At 67.8% G+C, this 21,141-nt stretch carries 19 protein-coding genes; 10 read left to right on the top strand and 9 right to left on the bottom strand.

The window, feature by feature from the left end; all coding sequences use genetic code 11:
- Positions 1 to 7: 7 nt before the first annotated feature.
- Complete coding sequence (locus tag FB466_RS09030) at positions 8 to 1,252, bottom strand: multidrug effflux MFS transporter (RefSeq protein ID WP_246054610.1); 1,245 nt, start codon at positions 1,250 to 1,252, stop codon at positions 8 to 10.
- Positions 1,253 to 1,621: 369 nt separating this feature from the next.
- Here FB466_RS09030 and FB466_RS09035 point away from each other — a divergent pair, with 369 nt between their 5' ends.
- A complete protein-coding gene (locus FB466_RS09035) occupies positions 1,622 to 2,245 on the top strand; it encodes a DapH/DapD/GlmU-related protein (RefSeq protein WP_141917962.1) in 624 nt (207 codons plus the stop codon).
- 46 nt (positions 2,246 to 2,291) lie between these two features.
- Here FB466_RS09035 and FB466_RS09040 read toward each other — a convergent pair whose 3' ends face one another.
- Positions 2,292 to 4,406 carry an FAD/NAD(P)-binding protein gene (locus FB466_RS09040; RefSeq protein WP_141917756.1) on the bottom strand — a complete coding sequence of 705 codons (2,115 nt, stop codon included), beginning with the start codon at positions 4,404 to 4,406 and terminating at the stop codon, positions 2,292 to 2,294.
- A gap of 184 nt (positions 4,407 to 4,590) precedes the next feature.
- Here FB466_RS09040 and FB466_RS09045 point away from each other — a divergent pair, with 184 nt between their 5' ends.
- The 4 genes from FB466_RS09045 to FB466_RS09060 all read left to right on the top strand — a co-directional run bounded on the left by FB466_RS09045 (position 4,591) and on the right by FB466_RS09060 (position 8,715).
- Complete coding sequence (locus FB466_RS09045) at positions 4,591 to 5,715, top strand: amino acid ABC transporter permease (protein WP_141917757.1); 1,125 nt, start codon at positions 4,591 to 4,593, stop codon at positions 5,713 to 5,715.
- On the top strand, positions 5,712 to 6,539 hold the full coding sequence (locus FB466_RS09050) for an amino acid ABC transporter ATP-binding protein (RefSeq protein WP_141917759.1): 828 nt from the start codon (positions 5,712 to 5,714) through the stop codon (positions 6,537 to 6,539). Before FB466_RS09045 ends, FB466_RS09050 begins: the two co-directional genes overlap by 4 nt.
- Positions 6,540 to 6,646: 107 nt before the next feature.
- Positions 6,647 to 7,666, top strand: a complete 1,020-nt coding sequence (locus FB466_RS09055; RefSeq protein WP_141917761.1) for an ABC transporter substrate-binding protein — start codon at positions 6,647 to 6,649, stop codon at positions 7,664 to 7,666.
- 56 nt (positions 7,667 to 7,722) lie between these two features.
- Entirely contained in the window at positions 7,723 to 8,715 is a 993-nt protein-coding gene (locus FB466_RS09060) for an ABC transporter substrate-binding protein (protein WP_246054595.1), read from the top strand.
- Positions 8,716 to 8,740: 25 nt separating this feature from the next.
- On the opposite strand, the gene FB466_RS09065 is transcribed toward FB466_RS09060, so the two are convergent.
- From FB466_RS09065 to FB466_RS09095, 7 genes are all read right to left on the bottom strand, one after another.
- Positions 8,741 to 9,190, bottom strand: a complete 450-nt coding sequence (locus FB466_RS09065; protein WP_342777454.1) for a YdeI/OmpD-associated family protein — start codon at positions 9,188 to 9,190, stop codon at positions 8,741 to 8,743.
- Between the two features lie 9 nt (positions 9,191 to 9,199).
- Positions 9,200 to 10,519, bottom strand: a complete 1,320-nt coding sequence (locus FB466_RS09070; RefSeq protein WP_246054596.1) for a M20/M25/M40 family metallo-hydrolase — start codon at positions 10,517 to 10,519, stop codon at positions 9,200 to 9,202.
- 58 nt (positions 10,520 to 10,577) lie between these two features.
- Positions 10,578 to 11,651 carry a GNAT family N-acetyltransferase gene (locus FB466_RS09075; protein ID WP_141917764.1) on the bottom strand — a complete coding sequence of 358 codons (1,074 nt, stop codon included), beginning with the start codon at positions 11,649 to 11,651 and terminating at the stop codon, positions 10,578 to 10,580.
- Positions 11,648 to 12,898 (bottom strand): FAD-dependent oxidoreductase, encoded by a 1,251-nt coding sequence (locus FB466_RS09080; RefSeq protein WP_281285168.1) that lies wholly within the window; start codon positions 12,896 to 12,898, stop codon positions 11,648 to 11,650. The genes FB466_RS09075 and FB466_RS09080 overlap by 4 nt, the downstream gene beginning before the upstream one ends.
- A 102-nt stretch (positions 12,899 to 13,000) precedes the next feature.
- Positions 13,001 to 14,401: an NtaA/DmoA family FMN-dependent monooxygenase gene (locus FB466_RS09085; RefSeq protein ID WP_141917765.1), complete on the bottom strand. Its 1,401-nt coding sequence runs from the start codon at positions 14,399 to 14,401 to the stop codon at positions 13,001 to 13,003.
- Positions 14,398 to 15,597, bottom strand: coding sequence for an LLM class flavin-dependent oxidoreductase (locus tag FB466_RS09090; protein ID WP_141917767.1), 1,200 nt, complete (start codon positions 15,595 to 15,597; stop codon positions 14,398 to 14,400). The genes FB466_RS09085 and FB466_RS09090 overlap by 4 nt, the downstream gene beginning before the upstream one ends.
- On the bottom strand, positions 15,594 to 16,496 hold the full coding sequence (locus FB466_RS09095) for a DUF1684 domain-containing protein (RefSeq protein ID WP_141917768.1): 903 nt from the start codon (positions 16,494 to 16,496) through the stop codon (positions 15,594 to 15,596). The genes FB466_RS09090 and FB466_RS09095 overlap by 4 nt, the downstream gene beginning before the upstream one ends.
- A gap of 282 nt (positions 16,497 to 16,778) precedes the next feature.
- Here FB466_RS09095 and FB466_RS09100 point away from each other — a divergent pair, with 282 nt between their 5' ends.
- From FB466_RS09100 to FB466_RS09120, 5 genes are all read left to right on the top strand, one after another.
- Positions 16,779 to 17,474 (top strand): hypothetical protein, encoded by a 696-nt coding sequence (locus FB466_RS09100; protein ID WP_141917770.1) that lies wholly within the window; start codon positions 16,779 to 16,781, stop codon positions 17,472 to 17,474.
- The gene (locus FB466_RS09105) at positions 17,467 to 17,763 is read left to right on the top strand and encodes a hypothetical protein (RefSeq protein WP_141917771.1); all 297 of its coding nucleotides are present in this window, start codon (positions 17,467 to 17,469) and stop codon (positions 17,761 to 17,763) included. The genes FB466_RS09100 and FB466_RS09105 overlap by 8 nt, the downstream gene beginning before the upstream one ends.
- A 66-nt stretch (positions 17,764 to 17,829) precedes the next feature.
- Complete coding sequence (locus FB466_RS09110; RefSeq protein ID WP_211344794.1) at positions 17,830 to 19,506, top strand: efflux RND transporter periplasmic adaptor subunit; 1,677 nt, start codon at positions 17,830 to 17,832, stop codon at positions 19,504 to 19,506.
- Positions 19,507 to 19,645: 139 nt separating this feature from the next.
- Positions 19,646 to 20,206 (top strand): ABC transporter ATP-binding protein, encoded by a 561-nt coding sequence (locus tag FB466_RS09115; protein ID WP_425460904.1) that lies wholly within the window; start codon positions 19,646 to 19,648, stop codon positions 20,204 to 20,206.
- Positions 20,203 to 21,129, top strand: coding sequence for an ABC transporter permease (locus tag FB466_RS09120; protein WP_141917773.1), 927 nt, complete (start codon positions 20,203 to 20,205; stop codon positions 21,127 to 21,129). Before FB466_RS09115 ends, FB466_RS09120 begins: the two co-directional genes overlap by 4 nt.
- Positions 21,130 to 21,141: the final 12 nt, after the last annotated feature.

Raw genomic sequence — 21,141 nt, forward strand, 5'->3', positions numbered from 1 at the left:
TCCGGCACTAATCGGCCAGCCCCGGCACCGTGCGCGGGCGGACCACCAGCCAGAGGATCACAATCGCCAGGCCAGCGGCAGCGAGCATCACGACCGCCATGGGGGCGGCGGAACCGATGCCGAGTATCCCGACAACCGGGGAGATCAGGCCGGCGAGACCAAAGTTGGTGGCCCCCAGGAGACTCGCGGCGGTGCCCGCCTCCCGTCCGTGCGACGCGAGCGCGAGCACCTGCACCGCGGGAAAACTGAACCCACACGACATGATGTAGATGAACAGCGGGACGAGCACCGCGAGAAGACTGCCGTTGACGCTGGCGAGCACAATCATGGCCACGGCCGAGAGCACCTGCACGACGGTGATGCTCGCCAAAATCCACTGGGCACCGTAGCAGCGCATGAGCAGCGATGAGGTCTGTACCCCGATCACCACACCGACCGAGTTCACGGCGAAGAGCAGGCCGTACTCCTGCGGGTTGAGGCCAAAGACCTGCTGGAAGAGGAACGGGGAGGCCGACAGATACGAGAACAGCCCGGCGAAGGTGAGGCCACCGATGAGAGCGACGCCCACAAAAACCCGATCCCTCAGTACGGAGCGATAACGACTCCACACGCTGCGGTCACCCGTGTGGCGGTGCTCAACGGGGAGGGTCTCGACGATCCACAGCATCACCGCGGCAAGCACCACCACCGCATAGATCGCGAGCACCACAAAGATGCCGCGCCAATCCATCACGCGCAGAAGCTGCGAGCCCATCACGGGGGCCAGGATGGGCGCGAGCCCGTTGACCAGGGCCAGCCGTGAGAGCATGCGCACAAGCGGCTTACCCCCGAAGAGATCGCGCACCATCGCCATCGCCACAACCGATCCGGCGGCAGCCCCCATACCCTGCAACACGCGGAACGCGGCGAGCACGGTGATGTCGTCGGAGAGGGCGGCACCCACCGAGGCAAGAATGTGCACGGTGGTCGCGAGCAGCAGCGGCAGGCGGCGGCCCACCCGGTCGCTCCAGGGACCCATCACGAGCTGACCGATCGCAAAGCCAATGGTGGTACCTGTGAGGGTGAGCTGGATGACCGACTCGGGCACACCGAAGTGTCCCTCCAGCGTGGGAAAGGCGGGCAGGTACAGGTCAATCGTCAACGGACCGAGGGCGGTGAGTGCACCCAGCACCAGCACGTACACGAGGCGGCGGCCGCGGCTCAACCCGTCGCCGCGGTATCGGGGAGCGGCAGGGGCCGGGGCCGGAGGCAGCACCGGGGCCGGGGTGGCGACAACGACGGGAATCGAATCCGTCTCGGGCGGGGTGGGGTTTATCGTGATACTCACCGGAGGGACAACGCCGCCATCCGACCACCTATTCCCCGCGGGGGGATGACGACAGCAAGCGCCGCCGCGGGCAGGTACGAGCGGGTCAGCACCTGCCCAGTCAACCGGGGATACTCGCTGCGTGGGGGCCCTCGTGACGGGTGCACCCGTCGTGCATTCCTCGACCGCGTTCATAACTCTAAGATGGCTTGCATGGATAACCGAGCCGAGGTGCGCGAGTTCCTGATGTCGCGTCGAGCACGGATCTCGCCCGCCGCAGAACGCCTCCAACACCTCGCCCACGAAGGGACGACCATGACACTCACAGACCTCCTCGCCGCGCTCACTGCGGGCGAGACCATCACCGGCGGCTCAGCCGCACACTCGGTCATGCTCGAAACCAGCCAGCAGGCACTGCGCGTCACGGGCGAGCTCAACACCGGCTATCACGAGCCACAGCGTGTCCGAGAGCTCCTTGGGCACCTGACAGGCAGACCCATCGACGACTCGGTGACACTCTTCCCCCCATTCACCTCCGACTTCGGTAGAAACATTTCGCTCGGTAAACGCGTCTTCATCAACTCCGGGTGCCGCTTCCAAGACCAGGGCGGCATCACCATCGGCGACGACTGCCTCATCGGCCACAATGCCGTGATCGCCACCCTGCAACACGGTATCGAACCGACCCGCCGCAGCGACCTGATCCCCTCACCGGTCATCATCGGCCGCAACGTCTGGCTCGGGGCCAATGTCACCGTTCTCCCCGGGGTCACCATCGGCGATGACGCCGTCGTGGGAGCCGGATCTATCGTCACCAGGGACGTCCCAGCCCGCACGATCGCTGTGGGATCCCCCGCGCGCATCGTGCGCACCATCCCGGTGGACGGTGATCGTGACGAGACTGATCTGGTGCCGGGCGGCCAACCCCCGCGACCGTAGCCGTCGCTCCTGCTCAGCGACTACCCGCGCCCCACGCCCGGCTCGCTCAGCCAACCCGCGCGGCCGCACGCAGCGCTGCCAGCACCCCGAGTGCCACCCGGTCATTCTCGCGAAACGGCAGCGCGTTGATCCGCGGCCGCGAAAACGCCCCGGCGTTGATCGCGGTGGTGAAGGGTCCCACCGCGAAGCGCGCCGGATGCGGCTCGCCGGAGACCGTGACCACGCGCGAATCCGCAGAGCTCACGAGTACGCGGCCCGTGCTGCCCGAAAAGTCCGCATCGGCCGCGGCAAGCTCCACTCCCCCGCCGCTCGTCACGAGGTGGCGGAGGGCCGGGCTGTCACTGAGGGCGGCCCGGGATTCTGGCAGCCAGGCATCCACCAGTACGCGGGCCCGGACGGTGTGGTCAACAGCGGGGCTGCCCGCCGCAAAACCGGCCGGGTAGCCCGCGCGGGCCGGTTCTTCTCGCAACCACACGCGGGGGCCGAGAAAGTTCAGGATACCCGCGCGGGCGAGCGCCACGACCTCCTCCAACCGGTGGCCGGGCGGGCCGCTCGCCACATAGCTGAAGAAGCTCTGCCACCAGACGGGCACGTCGATCACGCGGGACCGGGCCGTCCAACGATCCTCCGGGATCTCCGCCACGAGCAGATACGCGCCGAGCGCCGCCTGGAACAGACCCAGCGTTGCGCTGCCCTCGGGCCGGGTGCGGGCGCTCAGATCGGCAGAAATGTGCGCGGCCACGGCGTCCTGGAGGGCAACCCTGGTGGCCTGCACGGCGACCCCAAGGGGCCGATCAAAGTCGGCGAGATCGAACCGGTCGGCGGGATCGGGCACGACCGCGGCGGCCCACTCGGCAACCGCCGCGTACTCGCCTCCGGAGCCCGGGGTAGCACCGTCCGGGCCGCCCGCCGAGTCCGTGGCGGCCAGGCACTCGGCCAACCCCTCGGCCACCTCCGCCCAGGGCCGCGATACGCGCTCGGGGTGCCCGGTAAACAGCTCCCGGTAGTACCCCCAGTGCAGGTCACGCGCGATCAGCGGCCAGATGTCACGCCGAAAATCCACCGGATGCCCGGCCTCCACACACCCGCGAACAACCTCCCGCGTGAAGAAGCGCGGCTCCGGCGCATCACCGCACAGGGTGCTGCTGATCTTGGAGCGGTAGGGCACACCGCGACGCGAGCCCACGTGCACACGCGGCTCACGGCCGGACGGGTGGTAGGTGAGTTGGCCGTCGGCGGCGCGCTCGAAGCGGCCACCGCGGCCCTCCGCGAGTAGCACGATCAGGTCGATGGCGGCGAGGCCGAAACCGCGCACGATGACGGGCTCACCGGGGCGGATATCCGTGAGGTCGGCATCCGCGGTGAAGGCTGGCGGCACGTAGAGGAGGTTGTTGCGGCGGGCAAAGTCGAGCCGGGCGCTCTGCTCGGGTGTAGCGTCTCGGCCGTTGTGGCCGAGGGCAATGAGTACCACATCGGCGGCGAGCACGGTGCCATCGGCCAGGGTGACGCGCTGAGAGACCGCGGTGCCAGGAGGCGCGCCGACCTCCGGGCGGGCGGGATCACCGAGACAATCATCCTGCACCGAGGTTGCAGTGGACCGGTGCCAGGCCACACTCGCGTAGTCGGCGAGATCGGACTCCACACGGTGCGCGAACCACTCCAGGTAGTAGCTGTTCAGGCGGCGGGTGGGGAAGCTCTGGAAGACCAGGCCAGCGATCTCGGTGCGCACCCCCTCGTCGTCAATGACCACGTCGGGCAGTCCGCCGGAACGCACCAGCTCGGCCCACTCCAGGAGGGAGGGGCCCGGCACGATGGGCCCGGCGACGGTCGAGGTGTCGTCGGTAAAGACCGTGACCTCACCCGCCATCGAGTTGAGCTTGAGCAGGGGCGACTGGTCGCGTCGCCAAATGCGACCGGCCCCCGGGGGGAACGGGTCAACCAGGTGGATGCGGAGCGGGGCCTCCGGGACCGGCTCGGTGCGCAGGGTGGCCGCGAGTCGTTCCAGGACCCCCAGCGCGCGCGGCCCCGCCCCCACACAGACCAGTGTGGGGGCGGGCACCTCCCCCGGCGACAGCACGGCGTCCGCGGGCGGGGACCCGGTGGCATCACTCACCGGGCGGGACTGGGCCTCATGACTCTCGCGAATACGGGTGACTGCCATGAGAGCGATTCTGCCTGAAACGGGACGAAAATCCGTCCTGCCTGCGGTCAGTGTGACGCCACATGACGCCGTGCGACGAAGTGTAAAAGCGCGCCCTTGTTCTTGTCGGCGCGCGACCCTACTCTCGGACACCAATGCAGAAACGATCCCGGCCACCCAGAATTCGATCCCAGGGAGAACGCAGATGACCGACACCCTCAACACCGCAGGCGGCGGCGCGGCGAGTCCGCACCCCGCCGCGACGAGCCGCGCCGCGGAGCCCACCACCGCGGAGCCCACCACGGACCCCCACGGGGTCGCTCATCCCGAAGCCGCCGCCAACCAGCCACCACCCGGCAACACCCACCCGCTCCGGGTGGTGCACACGCGGCACTGGTGGCGCTGGGGGTTCAGCGCGGTCGCGATCTTCCTGGCGGCCCAGTTTGCCTGGTCCGTCGCCACGACAGATCGCTACCAGTGGGACGTGTTTGCCGAGTACTTCTTCTCGCCCGCCGTGCTCAAGGGGTTGCAGCTCACCCTGTGGCTCACCGTGATCTCGGGGGCCATCGGTTTCCTCCTGGGCGGGCTGCTCGCGGTGGCCCGGCTCTCCGCCTCGGCCCTCCTCAACTCGCTCTCATGGGGCTTCATCTGGTTCTTCCGCTCGGTGCCGCTCGTGGTGCAATTGGTCGTCTGGTACAACCTGGGCTACCTCTACCCGAAGCTCGGCCTCGGCTGGCCCTTCTCCACCGACTTCTGGATCGCCGAGTTTGATACCGTACAGCTGATCTCCTCCTTTGCCGCGGCCGTGCTGGGACTTTCGCTGCACCAGGCGGCGTACTCGGCGGAGATCATCCGGGCCGGTATCGTCTCGGTGGACCAGGGACAGTTGGAGGCGGCGGCGGCCCTCGGCCTCCCCAAACGCGTGCGATTCTTCCGCATTATTCTGCCCCAGGCGGCCCGGGCCATCGTACCCAACGCCTTCAACGAGGTGATCGGGCTGGTGAAGGGCACCTCGGTGGTGTTTGTGGTGGCGCTACCGGAACTGTTCTACACCGTGCAGGTGGTATACAACCGCAACCAACTGGTGATTCCGCTGCTGCTGGTCGCCGTGGTCTGGTACGCGATCATCACGACGGTACTGAGCATCGCCCAGTTCTACATTGAGCGGTACTACGCGCGCGGCTCGGTGCGAGTGCTGCCGCCCACCCCCCGGCAACGGTTCACCCGCTGGGTAACAACGCAGTGGGCCCGACTCGATGACCCCGAGCCGGACGCCGGGGCCGGGGCGACCACCGCATCCACCACCCACACCGCAGGAGGAACCCGATGAGCAACACACTGACCCCCTCCTTTGACGGCGGCGTTTTCCTCGGCGCTGCCCCGGCAGCCACAACCGGTCTCGTGGAGGTCTCGGGGGTGAGTAAGTCGTATGGGGGGATTGAGGTGCTGCACAACGTGACGCTCACGGTACAGCCCGGTGAGGTGGTTGCCCTGCTCGGACCCTCCGGCTCGGGCAAGTCCACGCTGCTGCGCACGATCAACCACCTGGAGAGCGTAGACCGCGGCACCGTCACCATTGACGGCACCTACATCGGCTACGAGCGGCGCGGCGACCGGCTCTACGAGCTGCACGAGCGGGAGGTGCTGCGTCGGCGCACACAGATTGGGATGGTGTTCCAAAACTTCAACCTCTTCCCACACCTCACGGCCATCGAGAACATCATCGAGGCCCCCGTTGCCCTCAAACGCGCCACCCGGGCCGAGGCTATCGAGCAGGCGAAGACGCTGCTCTCACGGGTGGGGCTTGCCGACAAGGCGGGACACTACCCGCGGCAGCTCTCGGGCGGGCAACAGCAGCGGGTGGCAATCGCTCGGGCGCTCGCGTTGAAGCCGAAGGTGCTCCTCTTCGACGAGCCCACCTCGGCTCTCGACCCCGAACTTGTCGGTGAGGTACTCGACGTGATCCGGGACCTCGCCCGGGTGGGCACCACGCTGATCATCGTGACCCACGAGATCGGCTTCGCCCGCGAGGTCGCCAACCGGGTGGTATTTCTCGACAAGGGGCACGTACTCGAACAGGGCACACCCGGGCAGGTTCTTGGCACCCCCAGCCACCCCCGCACCCAGGAATTTCTGCGCAAGGTGCTCGCCTAGCGGGCAGCCGCGCAGAAAACGGTGTGGCGGGATGTTTGCCCATCCCGCCACACCACACCGATCGACCATATCCGGACATCGGTATACCCACCATAGAGAGGCATCCCGTGGCAATCAATTCGAAGAAACTCGGCGTTATCGTCGGCGGCGCTGTCGCCGTTATTGTGGTCGGCGGCGTTGTGGCGTCGTTTGCCCTGGGTGGCGGCGGAAAGACCGACACCGGGCCCGCAGCGGCGAACGCGGTCGGCGACACCTCCGGCCTGATTAAGTTTGACCTGACCAGCACAAACGTGGAGGGGCGACCCACAATCGAGCCCGTGCCCGAGGCCGTTGCCGCGCTGAAGGCGAGCGGATTCACGCCCGCAACGCCCGGCGTGCTCACGGTGGTACACAGCCCGTACGTGGCCCCGCTCGGCTTCTACGCCGAGGATGACAACTCGACCCTGCTGGGCAGCGAGGCCGACTTCGGCCAGCTCATCGCCGACGGCCTGGGCCTCGACTATAAACCGGAGGCCGCGGCCTGGGCCGACTGGCCGCTCGGCCTGCAATCGGGCAAGTACGACCTGATCACCTCCAATGTGACCGTGACCGAGGAGCGCAAAGACCTGTTTGACTTCGCAACCTACCGCGACGATATCCTCGGCTTCTACGTGCGCAGCGACAGCGACATCACCTCGATTAAGGAGGCGAAGGATGTTGCCGGGCTCAGCATCGTGGTCGGCTCCGGCACCAACCAGGAGAAGATTCTGCTCGCCTGGAACGAGGAGAATGTGTCCGCGGGGCTCGACCCCGTGGACCTGCAGTACTACGAGGATGACGCCGCCGCGACCCTCGCGGTGCAGTCCGGCCGCGTGGACGCCACCTTTGGCCCCAACGCGACCGCCGCGTACAAGGCGGCCGTTGACGGCAGGACCAAGCTCGTGGGCCTCAAAAACGGCGGCTATCCCGACACGGCCCAAATCGCGGCGGGAACGGCGAAGGGTAACGGCCTGATTGAGGCCGTCAATATCGTGCTCAACTCGGCCATCGAGAACGGCCAGTACACGGCCATCCTCGACCGCTGGGGACTCCAGGCCGAAGCAATCAGCACCTCCGAGGTCAACCCCGCGGGCCTCCCCCGCGAATAACGCGGGCCGCCTGAACTCGCCCATTCCCAGCACACCGCATAGAGAGTAGACCCCCCGTGGCTAACAAAAAGAAAATCGCAGTAGTAGTGGCCGGAGTGGCCGCGTTTACCCTCGTGGGCGGGGGCATCTTTGCCGCCGTCTCCGCGGGCAGTCGCGGTGCCGACGCCCCCGCGACCACACCCCCGGCGGCGGAGTACAACCTCACCGCCGACCAGGACCGGGTGCGCAGCGACGCAATCCCCGCAGCCGTTGACCAGTTGGCCGCGAGCGGCTTCACCCCGATCACCCCGGGCACCCTCACGGTCGCCGTCGCACCGTTCTCGCCGCCGCTCGCCTTCATAGCGGACGACGATTCCACCCTGGTGGGGAGTGAGACGGATATCGCCCAACTGATCGCCGACGGGCTCGACCTCGACCTGAAACTTGTCACGGTCAACTGGGCCGACTGGCCGCTCGGGGTGCAATCGGGCAAATACGACCTGGTGACCTCCAATGTGGGGGTGACAGAGGAGCGCAAGGAGCTCTTCGACTTCGCCACCTACCGCCGCGGGCTGCACGCCTTCACGGTCGCCAATGACTCACCCATCGACTCCATCACGACGGCGAAGGATGTTGCGGGACTACGCATCATCGTGGGTTCGGGAACCAACCAGGAGAAGATTCTCCAGGCGTGGAACGAGACGAATCTGGCGGCCGGTCTGAAGCCGGTGGAGTGTGTGTACTTCGACGACGAGGCCTCCGGCATCCTGGCGCTCACCTCGGGCCGCGTTGACGCGCTCCTCGGCCCCAACCCCCAGGGCGTGTACCGCGAGAAGACGGCAGGCAGCACACGGGTTGTGGGCACGGTCGAGGCCGGATGGCCCGCCATCTCGGACGTCGGGGCCGTCACCGCACGGGGAAACGGCCTGATCGAGCCCGTGCACACGGTACTGGCGCAGCTGATCGCCGACGGAACGCTCGCCACAGCGATGGACCGCTGGGACCTGGCCGACGAGGTCCTGAGCGAGTCGCAGGTGAACCCGGCCGGGCTCCCCAAACCGACGACGTAAGGGACCACGCGCCCAGCGGCACCAGCTACCCCTCGCCGCGCAGTATCGCGAGCGTCTTCTGCACCCGCCGGGCCCGGGTGTCGGCGGCCTTCGCCGCCGCGATGGGCTCCGCGTGCTGGCGCTGATGGGAGTAGGAGAGCGCGGCCCAGGCCTGAGCCGCGACCGGATCGGCCGCGAGCGCCTCCGCCAGTTCGGGGGGCACCTCGACCACGCGAGGCGCATCATCCACCTCAAGCGTCACCTCAACCGGATCGCCCACCGCAAGGCCCGTCGCGGCCCGATGCGCGGCGCTCACACCCACCAGAAATTGTCCGCCCATGAACGCAATCGTGTTGCGAAACGTGTAGTCACCGTTGAGGGTAACCAGGACGGGGACGCGCCGCCCGCGGCCCAGGCCGAGGACGATATCCTCGGGAACGTGGATGCCGGAGGTGTTACCGCCGCCCGATATCAGAGTCGTGTGAAACGTCACCATGCGGTAACGCTACTCGCCCAGAAAGCCGTGCACCACCCTCGTGAGGGTATCAACCGTGAGCCGCACCGATTCGAGGTCGATGCGCTCGTTGTGCGAGTGGATGACGGAACGATACCGCTCGTAGCTCCACGCATCACTCAGCACGCCAAACCCGTAGGCCACGGCCCCCCGGTACCGGTACAGGCGCGCATCCGAGCCACCGGCGGCAACAATGGGAACCACCTCGCGGCCGAGAGTCTCACCCAGGGCCTCCCCCAGCACCGTGTAGAGCGGCGAGTCGGTGGGGGAGGCGCTCGGTAGCCAGCCGTGCAACCGGGTAATCTCGGCGTCCTCGGCCAGGTCGCCGAGGGCGGCGCGCAGGTGGGCATCCACCTCGTCATCGGTCACACCGGGCAGGGTGCGCACATCGAGGTCGATGCTGCCGAGACCCGGGATGACGTTGTGGGCGGTGCCCGAGCGCAGTACGGTGGGCGCATACGTCGTACGGGTCACGGCATGACCGTAACCGGCGAGCGCACCCAGCTCGGTCAGGGCTGCGTCCACCCGCTCGGGGTCACCCAAGCGCTCGGCGAGGGGGGAGCCGCCCGCGTAGGCTTCGACAAACGCGGGCCACTGGCCGCCCAGGGTCACGGGGGAGGGAAAATCGTTTAGGCGTCGCACGGCCTCGGCGATCAGCACCGCCGCGTTGCGCGTGCCGTGGGGGGCCGAGGCGTGCCCCGGGGTGCCCCTGAGGGTGACGCGCCGACCGGCCGAGCCCTTCTCGGCGACCGCCACGACAACCTTCTCGCCGATACGCATCCCGCCAGCCTCGGTGAGGACGTAGTCGGCGGCCACAACCTCCGGAACGTTCCTGAGCAGCCAGTCAAGGCCGTACCGGCTCCCGCCCTCCTCATCGGCAACCGCCACAAAAACCAGGTCGCCGCGCAGGGGCACGCCGCTGCGCGCCGCCTCGCGAAAGACGGTGGCGAAGGATGCCGTCAGGTACAGCATGTCCACCGCCCCACGCCCCCACACCTCGCCGTCGATGACGTCCGCGGCGAACGGGTCGTGTGCCCAGCCGGCCGGTTCGACGGGTACCACATCAAGGTGGCCCACGAGCGCGAGGGAGGGCGCGTCGGGGTCGGTTCCGTGGAGGCGCGCCACGAGAGAGGCCCGCCCCGGGTGTGACTCGTACACCCCATACTCAATACCCACCCCGCCCAGGTAGCGTTCCAGCACTCGTACGGCCTGGATTTCCTGGCCGGAGTCGGGTGTTCCGTCGTTAACGCACTCCGTGCGGATGAGCGAGCGGAGCAGGTCAACGGTGTCGTCGTGGAGCGAAGTGGTCACCGTCACATCGTAGGGGAAAGTCGCGAAGCGACCGTTTCCGGGGCTGGGTGGCCCGGCCTCAGCCCAGATCGTAGGCGAAGGCCAGCAGGTGCACGATGCGCCCGTGGTCCCCGACAAACGAGGTCTCGCGCTCCGGGATGCGGGCGAAGCCCAGCTTGGCGTAGAGCCGGTGGGCGCCCACCATCTCGACACCGCTGTTCATCACGGCACGCGTGCACCCACGCTCGCGCCCCAGGGCGAGCACAAACCGGGTGAGCAGTTCACCCACCCCGCGGCCGCGCGCGGCGGGGGCAACCGCCAGCAGACGAAAGTCGATCTCGCCGGGCAGCGCCAGCTCCGAGATCGCCCCACCCGCCCGGGGGGTTGCGACCGTGCCCAGCAGTTCGCCCGTTTCGGTATCAACCGCCACCCACACCTCGTGCTCCCGGGCGCGCGGGGCCACATCGCGGATGCTGTCGAGGTAGCCGGGTGACACCTCGTAGTCGCCCGTGTAGGCGGCAGCCGACAGGTCGGCTATTGCCGCGTACTCGACGGGCCGCGCCATCCGAACCGTGACCGGGGGCAGATCGGTGAGCGGCCGCTCAAAGACCCACGCGGTGATCTCGGGTTTTTCGACCGACACGAGCGCGGCATCCCTGGCAGTGTTTCGGCTAAACCCGTGGCGGTAGTAGCTGCGCTGGGCGGCGTAATTCTGTGAGCCGGTGTCGAGAACCAGCCGTGCAGCCCCGGCGGCCCGGGCAAGGTCGAGGGATGCCTCCAGCAGGATGTCGGCCACGCCACGTCCCTGCCACGCCACGTCAACGGCCAGCAGGCGCAGCTCCACCTCGTCGGGGGTGGCCAGGCGGGCCGAACGCGCGCCAGAGCGCACCAGGGTGACCGTACCCACGAGGGTTCCGGAGGGGTCTTCACCCGCGGCAACCACCGCAACGAGCACGCTGCCCTCGGCGGCGCGCGCCGCAGTGTTGGCCATAAGATCCCGTCGCTCCGGCGACACCGGGAGGTGCCCGTAAGGTCCCGCGGCGAACGCGGCAACGACCAACTCGGCGACCCGGGGATACTCCTCCGGCAGCGCCTCCCGAACGGTCAGGCTGGCGTCCCCTCTCGCCGGGGCGAGATTCACATCGTGGTTCATGCGCCGCCCACCGTAGCACTCGTCGCCGGTTCAACCCTCCAGACCGACGCACCCCGCTCGGCGGGCACCATCTCACGGCCCAGGCTGAAGAAGGGGTCGGCCGCGCGGGTGCCGAGCGCCAGATCGGCGACCATCTCACCAATCGCGGGCACAAACTTGTAGCCGTGGCCGGAGAACCCTGCGGCAATGGTGAGCGGGCCCACCCGGTCGAGGATGAAGTTCTCATCGGGGGTGGTCGTGTAGGTGCAGCTAACCGCGGCCATCCGGTCGGCATCCGCACCGGGCAACCATTCGCGGACGTAGCGTTGCAGGGCCGCGAGTTGCACGGGCTCGGCCCGGTAGTCACGGTGATCCGGATCGACCTCCGTACCCACGCCGTGCCAGCCCGCCTTGACACCCTGGCCGGGGGTGTACATGCCGTAGATTGGCGAATACCACCAGTCATCCTCGGGATGGGGGAGGTGGTTGAATCCGGGCCAGCGGGCCGAGGCCTCCGCCTCACGGCTGTCCTCCACCAGGAGGAAGTGTGCGGGCTGTTCCTGGCTCACGCGCAGCGCGGGCAGCGGTAGCAGGTGACCGACGAGCTTCTGCGTCCACGCACCGGCGGCGACCACGGCGCGGGTGGCAACGATCCGGTGGCCGTCGTCACAGGTGACGACCACGCGGTCATCCTCGCGTATCTGGATGTCCGTCACCCTGGTGTGGTAGCGCACCTCTGCCCCGCGGGCGGTCGCCGCCGCGTGCATCGCGACCCCGGCGGCGTCGGCGTTGAGACGACCACCCTGCGGGGTGAGCAGCACGTCTCCCTCGAAGCGCATCCCCCACCAGCGACTCCGAGCCTCGACGGCGGGCAGAATCTCGGCGGCAAATCCGTGCGCGTGCAGGGCCTCACGCACCCGCGGCAGCCCGGGATGCCCACCGTGCGTAATCACACCCACCTCGTCGAAGAGGTGGGCCCCCGTCTCCCGTTCCAGCTCGCGCCACAGCGGGAGTGCGCGCTGCAGGAGCCGCAGGTAGCGCGGTTCGGCGTAGCTCAGGTTGAGGTTGCGGGAGGCACCGTGCGAGGCCCCCTCCTGATGCTCGGGGCCAAACCGGTCAAGCAGCAGCACCTCGGTGCCGCGAGTGGCGAGCTGCCAGGCGGCGGCCGACCCCATCGCACCACCGCCGATCACGATCGTGTCAACCTGCTCGGCCGTCCCCGGCGAGAAGACTTCGGAGCGCTGTGCGGCGGGCTCGTGCGTGGTCAATGGGTGCTCCTGAACTGTGTGGTGACGCGCGGTGACGCCGTGATGGCCCCAACGCGCATGTGATGCCAACGCGTCAGGGTGACGGAGCGGCACCACGCTCCATCACGCCAGGTGTCGCCGGGTGAGTGGGCGGCGCAGCCCCAGGTGCTCCCTGAGGGTCTCGCCGCGATACTCGGTGGGGTAGATCCCGCGCTCCTGCAGCTCGGGAATCAACCCATTTACAATATCGTCTAGTCCTGAGGGCACCAAGTATGGGGTCACGTTGAACCCATCAACGACCCCGGCCTCCGCGTAGCGCAGGAGCTCATCGGCCACCCCCGAGTAGCTGCCAACGAAGCCGCGCCCCGAGGTGAGGTGGATGACCAGCTGACGGATACTCAGCCCCTTCTCCTCACTCAGCGCACGCCACGACGCGATCTGCTCGGCCGCGCGATGACCGTGAAAACCCGTGCCGCGGGTCTCACTCGTCTGCTCGGCCACCGACGGGATATCGGGCAGCGGCCCCTCGGGATCGAACTCCCCCAGGCTCCGCCCCCACGTCTGTTCCAGGAAGGCGAGTGCCGTCTGCGGCGTCACCTGGCTCTCCCGCACCCAGCGCGCCTTATCGCGGGCCTCGGCCTCCGTGTCGGCCAGGATGAACTCCTGGCCGGGGAAAATTTTGAGGTCATCGGCGGGGCGACCCGCGGCCTCGGTGCGGTGGCGGATATCGGCGGCGAAGTCGGTCGCCGCCTCAAACGCCGAGTGCGTCGAGAAGATCACGTCGGCGTTGCGGGCCGCAAAGTCACGCCCCTCGGGCGAATCCCCGGCCTGGAAGAGCACGGGATGTTCCTGGGCGCTGCGTGGCACGCGCGAGACCGCGGCAACCGAGGTGTAGCGGTCGGCGGTCACCACGGACTCGGCCGTGCCGGGGGCCGACCAGGCGGCGGCATCCGGTGAGTCGGCGGGGGCGTCAGCAGGGTAGGAGTCCCACAGCGCCTTCACCGTGTTCACGACGTACTCGGCGTGGGTGTAGCGGTCGGCATGGTCGAGGTAGCCACCGCGACGGAAGTTTTCGCCCGTCCACGCGTTGTCGGTTGTCACGATGTTCCACGCGGCCCGGCCCTCGCTCAGCAGATCGAGGGTGCCCAGCCGGTGCGCGAGCGCCGTCGGCTCGTGAAACGTGGTGTTCTGCGTGGCCACAAGACCGATGCGATGCGTGACGGCGGCGAGCGCGGCCAACTGGATACCGGCATCCGGCCGCCCCACCACGTCGAGTGCGTGGATGGCCCCCAAATGCTCGCGCAGGCGCAGCCCCTCCCCCAGAAAGAACGCGCTAAACAGGCCGCGCTCGGCGGTTTGGATCAGGCGGCGGAACGACTCAAACTCGGTCTGAGACCCGCTCTCGGCGGCGTTCCAGACGGTCGAGAAGTTGACCCCCTGAAAGAACACGCCCAAGTGAATCTGGCCGCGGGTCTGTGCCGCCTCCGCGTCAACAGTGGGGTGGGTGGATGTTGCGATGCTCATCGGATTGCGGCCTCTCGCTCGGGGTGGGATGCGGGCTCCGCCGCGCGGGCCGCCTCAAAAGTGTTGGAGGGCCGGTCGAGGCCCAGGGTGTCGCGCAGGGTGTCGCCTGCGACGGGCGAGCGGAAGAGCCCGCGGCGGCGCAACTCGGGCAGCACGGCACGGGCAATTTCGGGCAAGTCTACGTCGGTCACGGCGGGCAGTAGACGCACGCCGTGCACCACGTCGGCATACTCCGTCAGATGCTCCACGAGTCCCGCGGCGGTACCCACGAAGCGACCGCGAGCGGATACCCCCCCGGTGTGGTCAGGGGTGTGGGCAGGGGTGTGGGCATCGAGGCGGGCCAGGCGGGCGGCGGCGCGCTCACCCCGCGCATCCAGGACCACCTCCAGTTCGGCAACCACCCGCGGCACCTGGCCGGTGAGTTCGAGGGCGCGCTCGGCCACGATGGTGGGATGCGCGGCCGACACGAAAGCCACTTCCAACTGGCGCGCGGCCACCCGGTCGGCTCGGCCGAAGACCACGGGATGGCCCTGTGTGGGTCGCGGCGTGATGCCCGGCCCGGTCACCGAAAACCGTTCACCCCGGTAGCGCACATAGTGCAGCCGCTCGGGGTCGATGTAGTGACCCGTCTCTACGCTGCGAATAACGGCGTCATCTTGCCAGGAATCCCAGATCAAGCGGGAAACAGCGGCAGTATCGGTGGCCTCCCGTGGTAGGTCGTCTCCCGCGGCGGGCAGCCAGCTGACGGCCTCCGCCGCACCGGGGAACTCCTCCGCCAGCACCACCCAGCCAGCCCGACCCGCCGAGGCGATGTCGAGACTGGCCAGCTGGGCGGCCAGATGGAAGGGCTCCACATAGACGGCATCGGCAAACGGCACAAGACCAATCGAGCCCGTCAACGGGGCCACATAGGCTGCCCGCTGGAGGGCGTCGAGGCGGGCGGTGACGCCGGGCCGGGGGCTCAGCTGGGAGCCCGCCGGAGCATCCGGGGCTGCCGTCTCGGGGGTCACGGGGGCATCCTCCAGGGTGAGGAAGGAGAAGCCGGCGCGGTCGGCCTCGGCAGCCACACGGGCCAGGTACCGCGGCGAGAGTGACTCGCGCGGCGAGATGGCGGCATCCCGCCACGCGGCCGGATGGGCCCCGGTTCCGTCGAGTTCAACGCCGATCACAAACGGCGGGCGGGTGGATTCACTCATGCGACACGTCTTTCCTTCGGGGTCTGCTCGCCAGCCTCAACGGCGACGGGCAAACGGTTTTCAGCGGGTGGGAGCGGGCACGTGGCGTTATCGGTGTAGGCACACGGCAGGTTGGTGGCACGGTTGAAATCGAGGAGCACGCTGCCCTCCGCGTCGGGCGGATCGAGGGCGAGCGAGCGATTGGCGGCGTAGGTGCTCACACCGCTCGTGGCGTCGGTAAAGAGAACAAAAAGCGAGCCGGGAGACGCACCGTTGAACGCGGTCAGGCTCAGCGGTTGACCCGCGACCTCGAACTCAATCTGCCCCGGGGCCGCGTAGACGTGCTCCAGACCGGGGGCCACCGAACCCACGGTTGTGGGGCGGGGCCGGGCGAACGGCACGTACCGACCGGCCACCCGCCACGCGGCGCTGGGCTCAAACGTGGGGGTTCCCGTGTAGTTCACCCGCAGCGGATTGCGCGGGTGACGCGGGCGCACAATGTAGCGACCACCCCGCCTGGCCACCTCGACCACGATATCCCCCGCACGGAGGTTCACTCCCGTGCCCTCGGCGAGTGGGTCCAGCGTGAGCGTGCCGCGCACGGCCACGCCGTTGCGAGACAGATCGGGAAGCGGCTCAGCGCTGGGCCTGTGATCCTCAGCGGGATCGACGGTGACGGTCACCCGCTCAGCAGCATCACCCGCACCCGTCACGGCACCATCCGCGCTACCGGTGCCGCCCGTGACGGCCCAGCGGCCGGGGATACCGGCGACCCGCACGGGATCCGGCCCCAGCCACACGAGGTCAGACACGGCCAGGAAGCCGTGCTCGCTGGCGCGCTGTGCCTCGTGCTGCTCATGCCATGCGGCCCAGTCACTCGCGAAGGAACCCGGGGTGGACGGTGCGATTATGTCGGTCATGTATGGATGCTAGAGGGAACCTCCGACATCGGCCACGGCCCCGGAAACTTCGCGTTAATTCACGAAACATGCCGTAATACACGCGATAAAAACCTATTTGACACGCGCATTCTCCGAAACCCGTGTGAATGGAGAAACAGGGACCACATATCCATGGGTTGTGCAATAGATTGATCAGCAACGTTGTTCACCGGCGGTTCACAGCACAGTTGACCGCCCTCAACACAATGGAGCAGTGGTGCCCCGGGGTGCTGTGCTGCGCCGAGAGAGGTTCACCCCCCCATGCGACACCCCCTGATATCCAGCGCGTCCATTGCCACCGCCGCCCTTCTGTTTCTGTCTGGATGCGCAAGCGACACCCCCGCCGAACCGCTCGACCCCGAGAAAAGCCCCCTGATGTCGATCAGCAACGCGCTGTATGGTGCCTACGACGAGAAAGAGTGGGTGGAGAAAACGAAGCAGCAGGAAGAGCTCATCGCCGAGTGCATGTCCGAGGCCGGGTTCGAGTACACCCCGGTTGATTACAGCACCACCACCGACTACTCGGAGGCCTACGAGGGCCAGGGCACCGAGAAGTGGGCCGCCACGTACGGCTACGGCATTAACACCGAGGTGATTCCCGCAGAAGAGATGGACAACACCGAGGACCCCAACTCGGAGTACGTTCAGTCACTCTCCGAGAGCGAGTCAACCGCGTACTACTCCACCCTGTACGGCGACCAGACCTACACCGAGGAAACTCTCGACGAGAACGGCGACCCCATCGACGATGGCGGGGGAGTCGCGATGGAGTACAACTGGGAAGAAAACGGCTGCTCAGGCCAGGCCAGCCACGAAATCTACGACTCCAAGAAGGGAGACCCGGCAGAGGATCCCGAATTTAAGACCCTCATCGAAGAGATGAACTCTCTACGAGAAGTTTGCCAAGGAGTATTCCGCCAAGAAGGTTGCCGCCGAGTGGTCGGAGTGCATGGCTGACGCCGGGTTCAGCGGATTTAAAGTTAGGGACGACGCTCAACAGTCCATCCAGGATGCCAACAGTGCCTTCTGGGAGGAGAACCCGGAATCGAACGGCCCCACCGAGGAGCAGACCGAGGAGGCTAAGAAGCTGGAGATCGATACGGCCGTCGCCGATGCCCGGTGCGCGGCGAAGACCTCGTACGAGGAGACACTCCTCCAGGCCCAGTTTGATGTCGAGCAGAAGTTTGTTGATAAGAACAAGGACATTCTCGATGCTCTGGTCGCCAAATACGGTGTCGATTCCTAACCGTCCCCCTCACCCCGCACCCGTAGTACCCGCGGGCATTCCGACGACAGACCCTGGAAAGACCTCATGAGCGACGTTCCCCGCAAGCGATTTTCCCGCACTCCACGTCCCACACCGGAGGAGGCCACCACCGAGGTACTCACCACCACGGATGCCGTCACCGAGCTCCTCAGCACCACCGACGAGGGCACGGAGGAGAGCACGGAGTCAACGCGCCCGGCCAAGCGCACCCGCGCCGCGGGTGCGGGCCTCAGCGGACACCGCCTCATCTGGACGATTGCGGCCGTCGCCACCGTGTGCCTCGTCGCGGGTGTTGTCCTGAGCCGGTTCATCATCTCACCGGGCCAGGCAGCCGCGGACGCCAAGCCGCCCATTCCGGGCCTCATCACGGTACCCGTGGAGAGCCGGGTGATCGCCAACTCGGTCACCACGCGCGGCGATGTCACGTATGCCGACTCCGTGGAGGTCACCCTGGAGACCGGCGAGCTGGGCGGCTCACCCGTTGTCACCGGGCAGGTGCCCGAGCCCGGTGCCATTCTTGAGGCTGGCTCGGTCGCCCTTGAGGTGGTGGGCCGACCGGTGATTGTCCTTCCCGGCGAGTTACCCGTGTACCGTTCGCTGTCGGTTGGCCTCTCCGGCCCGGATGTGCTCCAACTCAAGCAGGCCCTCAACGCCCTCGGTATCGGGGCCGGCAACCTGGAGTCGGATGTCTTCGACGCCAGCACCGCGGCGGGCGTGAAGGCGCTGTACCAGCGCGTGGGCTACGCTCCGCCGTCAAGCGACGCATCAGCCGAGGGCGGCGACCCCGTCACGAGTGCGGAGGAGGGCCTCGCGAGCGCCCGCGATGCCCTCGCCCAGGCCAACGCTGCGCTGACAAGCGCGCAGAAAGGTCCGACCGGATCCGAGCGGATCGAGCAGGACAACCTGGTCCGCTCCGCCCAGCGCGATCTGCACGAGGCCCGCTCCTCGGGCAACTCGCGCGCCGTCTCCGACGCGCAGGATGCCCTCACGCTCGCTGAGGCGCGCCGCGAGGAGATCTACGCCCCGAAAGACACGAGAGCCGAGCAGTCAGCCGTCACAAGCGCACAGTCTCAGGTGGCGGGGGCCGAGCAGGCCCTCAGCTCCGCCCGCAACGGTGCCCTCACCTCGCTCCCCGCGAGCGAAGTGCTGTACCTCAATAATCTGCCGCGCCGGGTAGACAATGTCGCGGTTAAGCGCGGCGGCCTCCTCTCCGGGGCCGCGATGAGCGTCTCGGGAGCGACCATGCAGATTTCCGCCAACGTCTCCGAGGCGGATGCCCAGCTCATCTCCGCCGGGATGAAAGCCGAGTTCGCCGCCCCCGGCGGCGACACCATCAGCGCCGAGGTACTCTCCGTGGGAAAGAAGCAGGCCACCAAGGATGAGAACGGCGAAACCACCACCTCCGGTGCCACCCGCTATGAGGTACAGCTCAACCCCGGCTCCCTGACCGACGAACAGCGCTCAGCGCTCACCGACAGCAACGTCAAGATCACCATCCCGGTGTCCTCCACGAAGGGAGATGTGCTTGCCGTACCGCTCGCCGCTCTCACCGCGGGCGCGGGCGGTGAGAGCCGGGTAGAGATCGTGACGGATGCACAGAAAGAAGAGACCGAACTCGTCGCGGTCACAACCGGGCTCGCCGCCGAGGGCTTCGTGGAGATCACCGCCGAGGGACGCTCCTCGTTACTCACCGAGGGCGCGCAGGTTGTGGTGGGTCGGTGACCGTGCCCGATGCCGCACTGCTTCCCCCGCCGCCCGTTGCGGAGTTTCGCAACGTTTCCCGCTACTTTCCCGGCCCGCCCCCGTCCAGGCGCTGCAATCGGCAGACCTGCACGTTGGCGTTGGCGACTACCTCTCACTAGTGGGGCCCTCGGGCTCGGGCAAGTCCACCAGGCTCAACCTGCTGGGCCTGCTTGACCGGCCCAGCGGCGGCGACTACCTGCTCGACGGTATCGACACGGCTTCACTCACCGAGGATGAGCGCGCGCATCTGCGCGGCAGCAGCATCGGTTTTGTGTTCCAGTCATTCCACCTGTTGCCGGCCCGGACGGTGCTCGACAACGTCATCCTGGCCACCATGTACAGTGGGATGCCCCGCGGCGAACGCGAACGCCAGGCCCGTGCAGCCCTCGACCGGGTCAACCTCTCGCACCGCCTCGACTTTGTACCGGGGACGCTCTCCGGCGGCGAACGGCAGCGCGTGGCCGTGGCCCGCGCGGTTGTCACCTCCCCTCGGCTGCTGCTGGCCGACGAGCCCACGGGCAACCTCGACGTCACCAACTCCGGCGAGGTGATGGACCTCTTCGACGAGTTGCACGGCGAGGGACTCACCCTCGTGGTGATCACCCACGACGATGCGGTGGCCCGGCGGGCCGAGCACCAGGTACGGATCACCGATGGCACGCTCGTGGAGGAACGATGAGACGGCTCCGTGCACGTTTTCCGCGCATCCCGCGCATTTTGCCGAAGCGTCGGCGCACGACGACCGTGCCGCGCAACAGCTTTAGCACGCGCGACCTCATCAACGAGGCCGTGCACGGCGTGGGGGCCCGACCCTCGCGGCTCGTGCTGACGCTCCTCGGCACGGTTCTCGGTATCACGTCACTTGTCGTCACGGTCGGGCTCGCCCAGACCGCGGCGGCGGAGAGCCTCGGCATCAACCGGGTGGATACCCAGCCCTCCATTTTCATCGGGGAGGAGAGCTACACCGTGATCGGCATTATCGACACGGTGAAGCGGCGCACGGACCTGCTGGATTCGGTCGTCATGCCCCTGGGCACGGCCCGGGCCGACTTCGCCCTGACCCGGCCCGAGGAGTTACAGATCCGCATCAACGTGGGGGCCGGCGAGGTCGTGGGCCACCAGGCCCCCATCGCCCTCGACCCCAACGCCCCCGAGAACTTTGAGGTTGGCGCACCCGCAGCCGCCTCCGCGGTGCAAAAAAACGTGCAGGCCGACATCAACGTGATCTTCCTCGTGTTGGGGGCCATCGCACTTCTCGCGGGTGGGCTCGGCATCGCCAACGTCACGCTGTTGTCGGTGATGGAGCGCGTGGGCGAGATCGGCCTGCGCCGGGCACTCGGTGCCACGGGCCGACAGATCGCCGGGCAGTTTGTCCTCGAATCCGTGGCCACGGGCCTGCTCGGCGGTTTGATCGGGGCCGCGGTGGGGGTGTTCACCGTCGTGGGTATCTCGCTCGCGCAGGAGTGGACGCCCGTACTCGATATCTGGGTGGCTATCGGTGGGGCCGCACTCGGCGGGGTGGTGGGGCTCGTCTCGGGCACCTACCCGGCGATCAAGGCGTCCCGGATTGAACCCATCACGGCGCTGCGCGGGGGCGTGTAACCAGCCCTCCCC

Origin of the sequence: Klugiella xanthotipulae (assembly GCF_006716695.1) — a bacterium.
In the GTDB taxonomy this organism is placed as follows: Bacteria; Actinomycetota; Actinomycetes; order Actinomycetales; family Microbacteriaceae; genus Klugiella; species Klugiella xanthotipulae.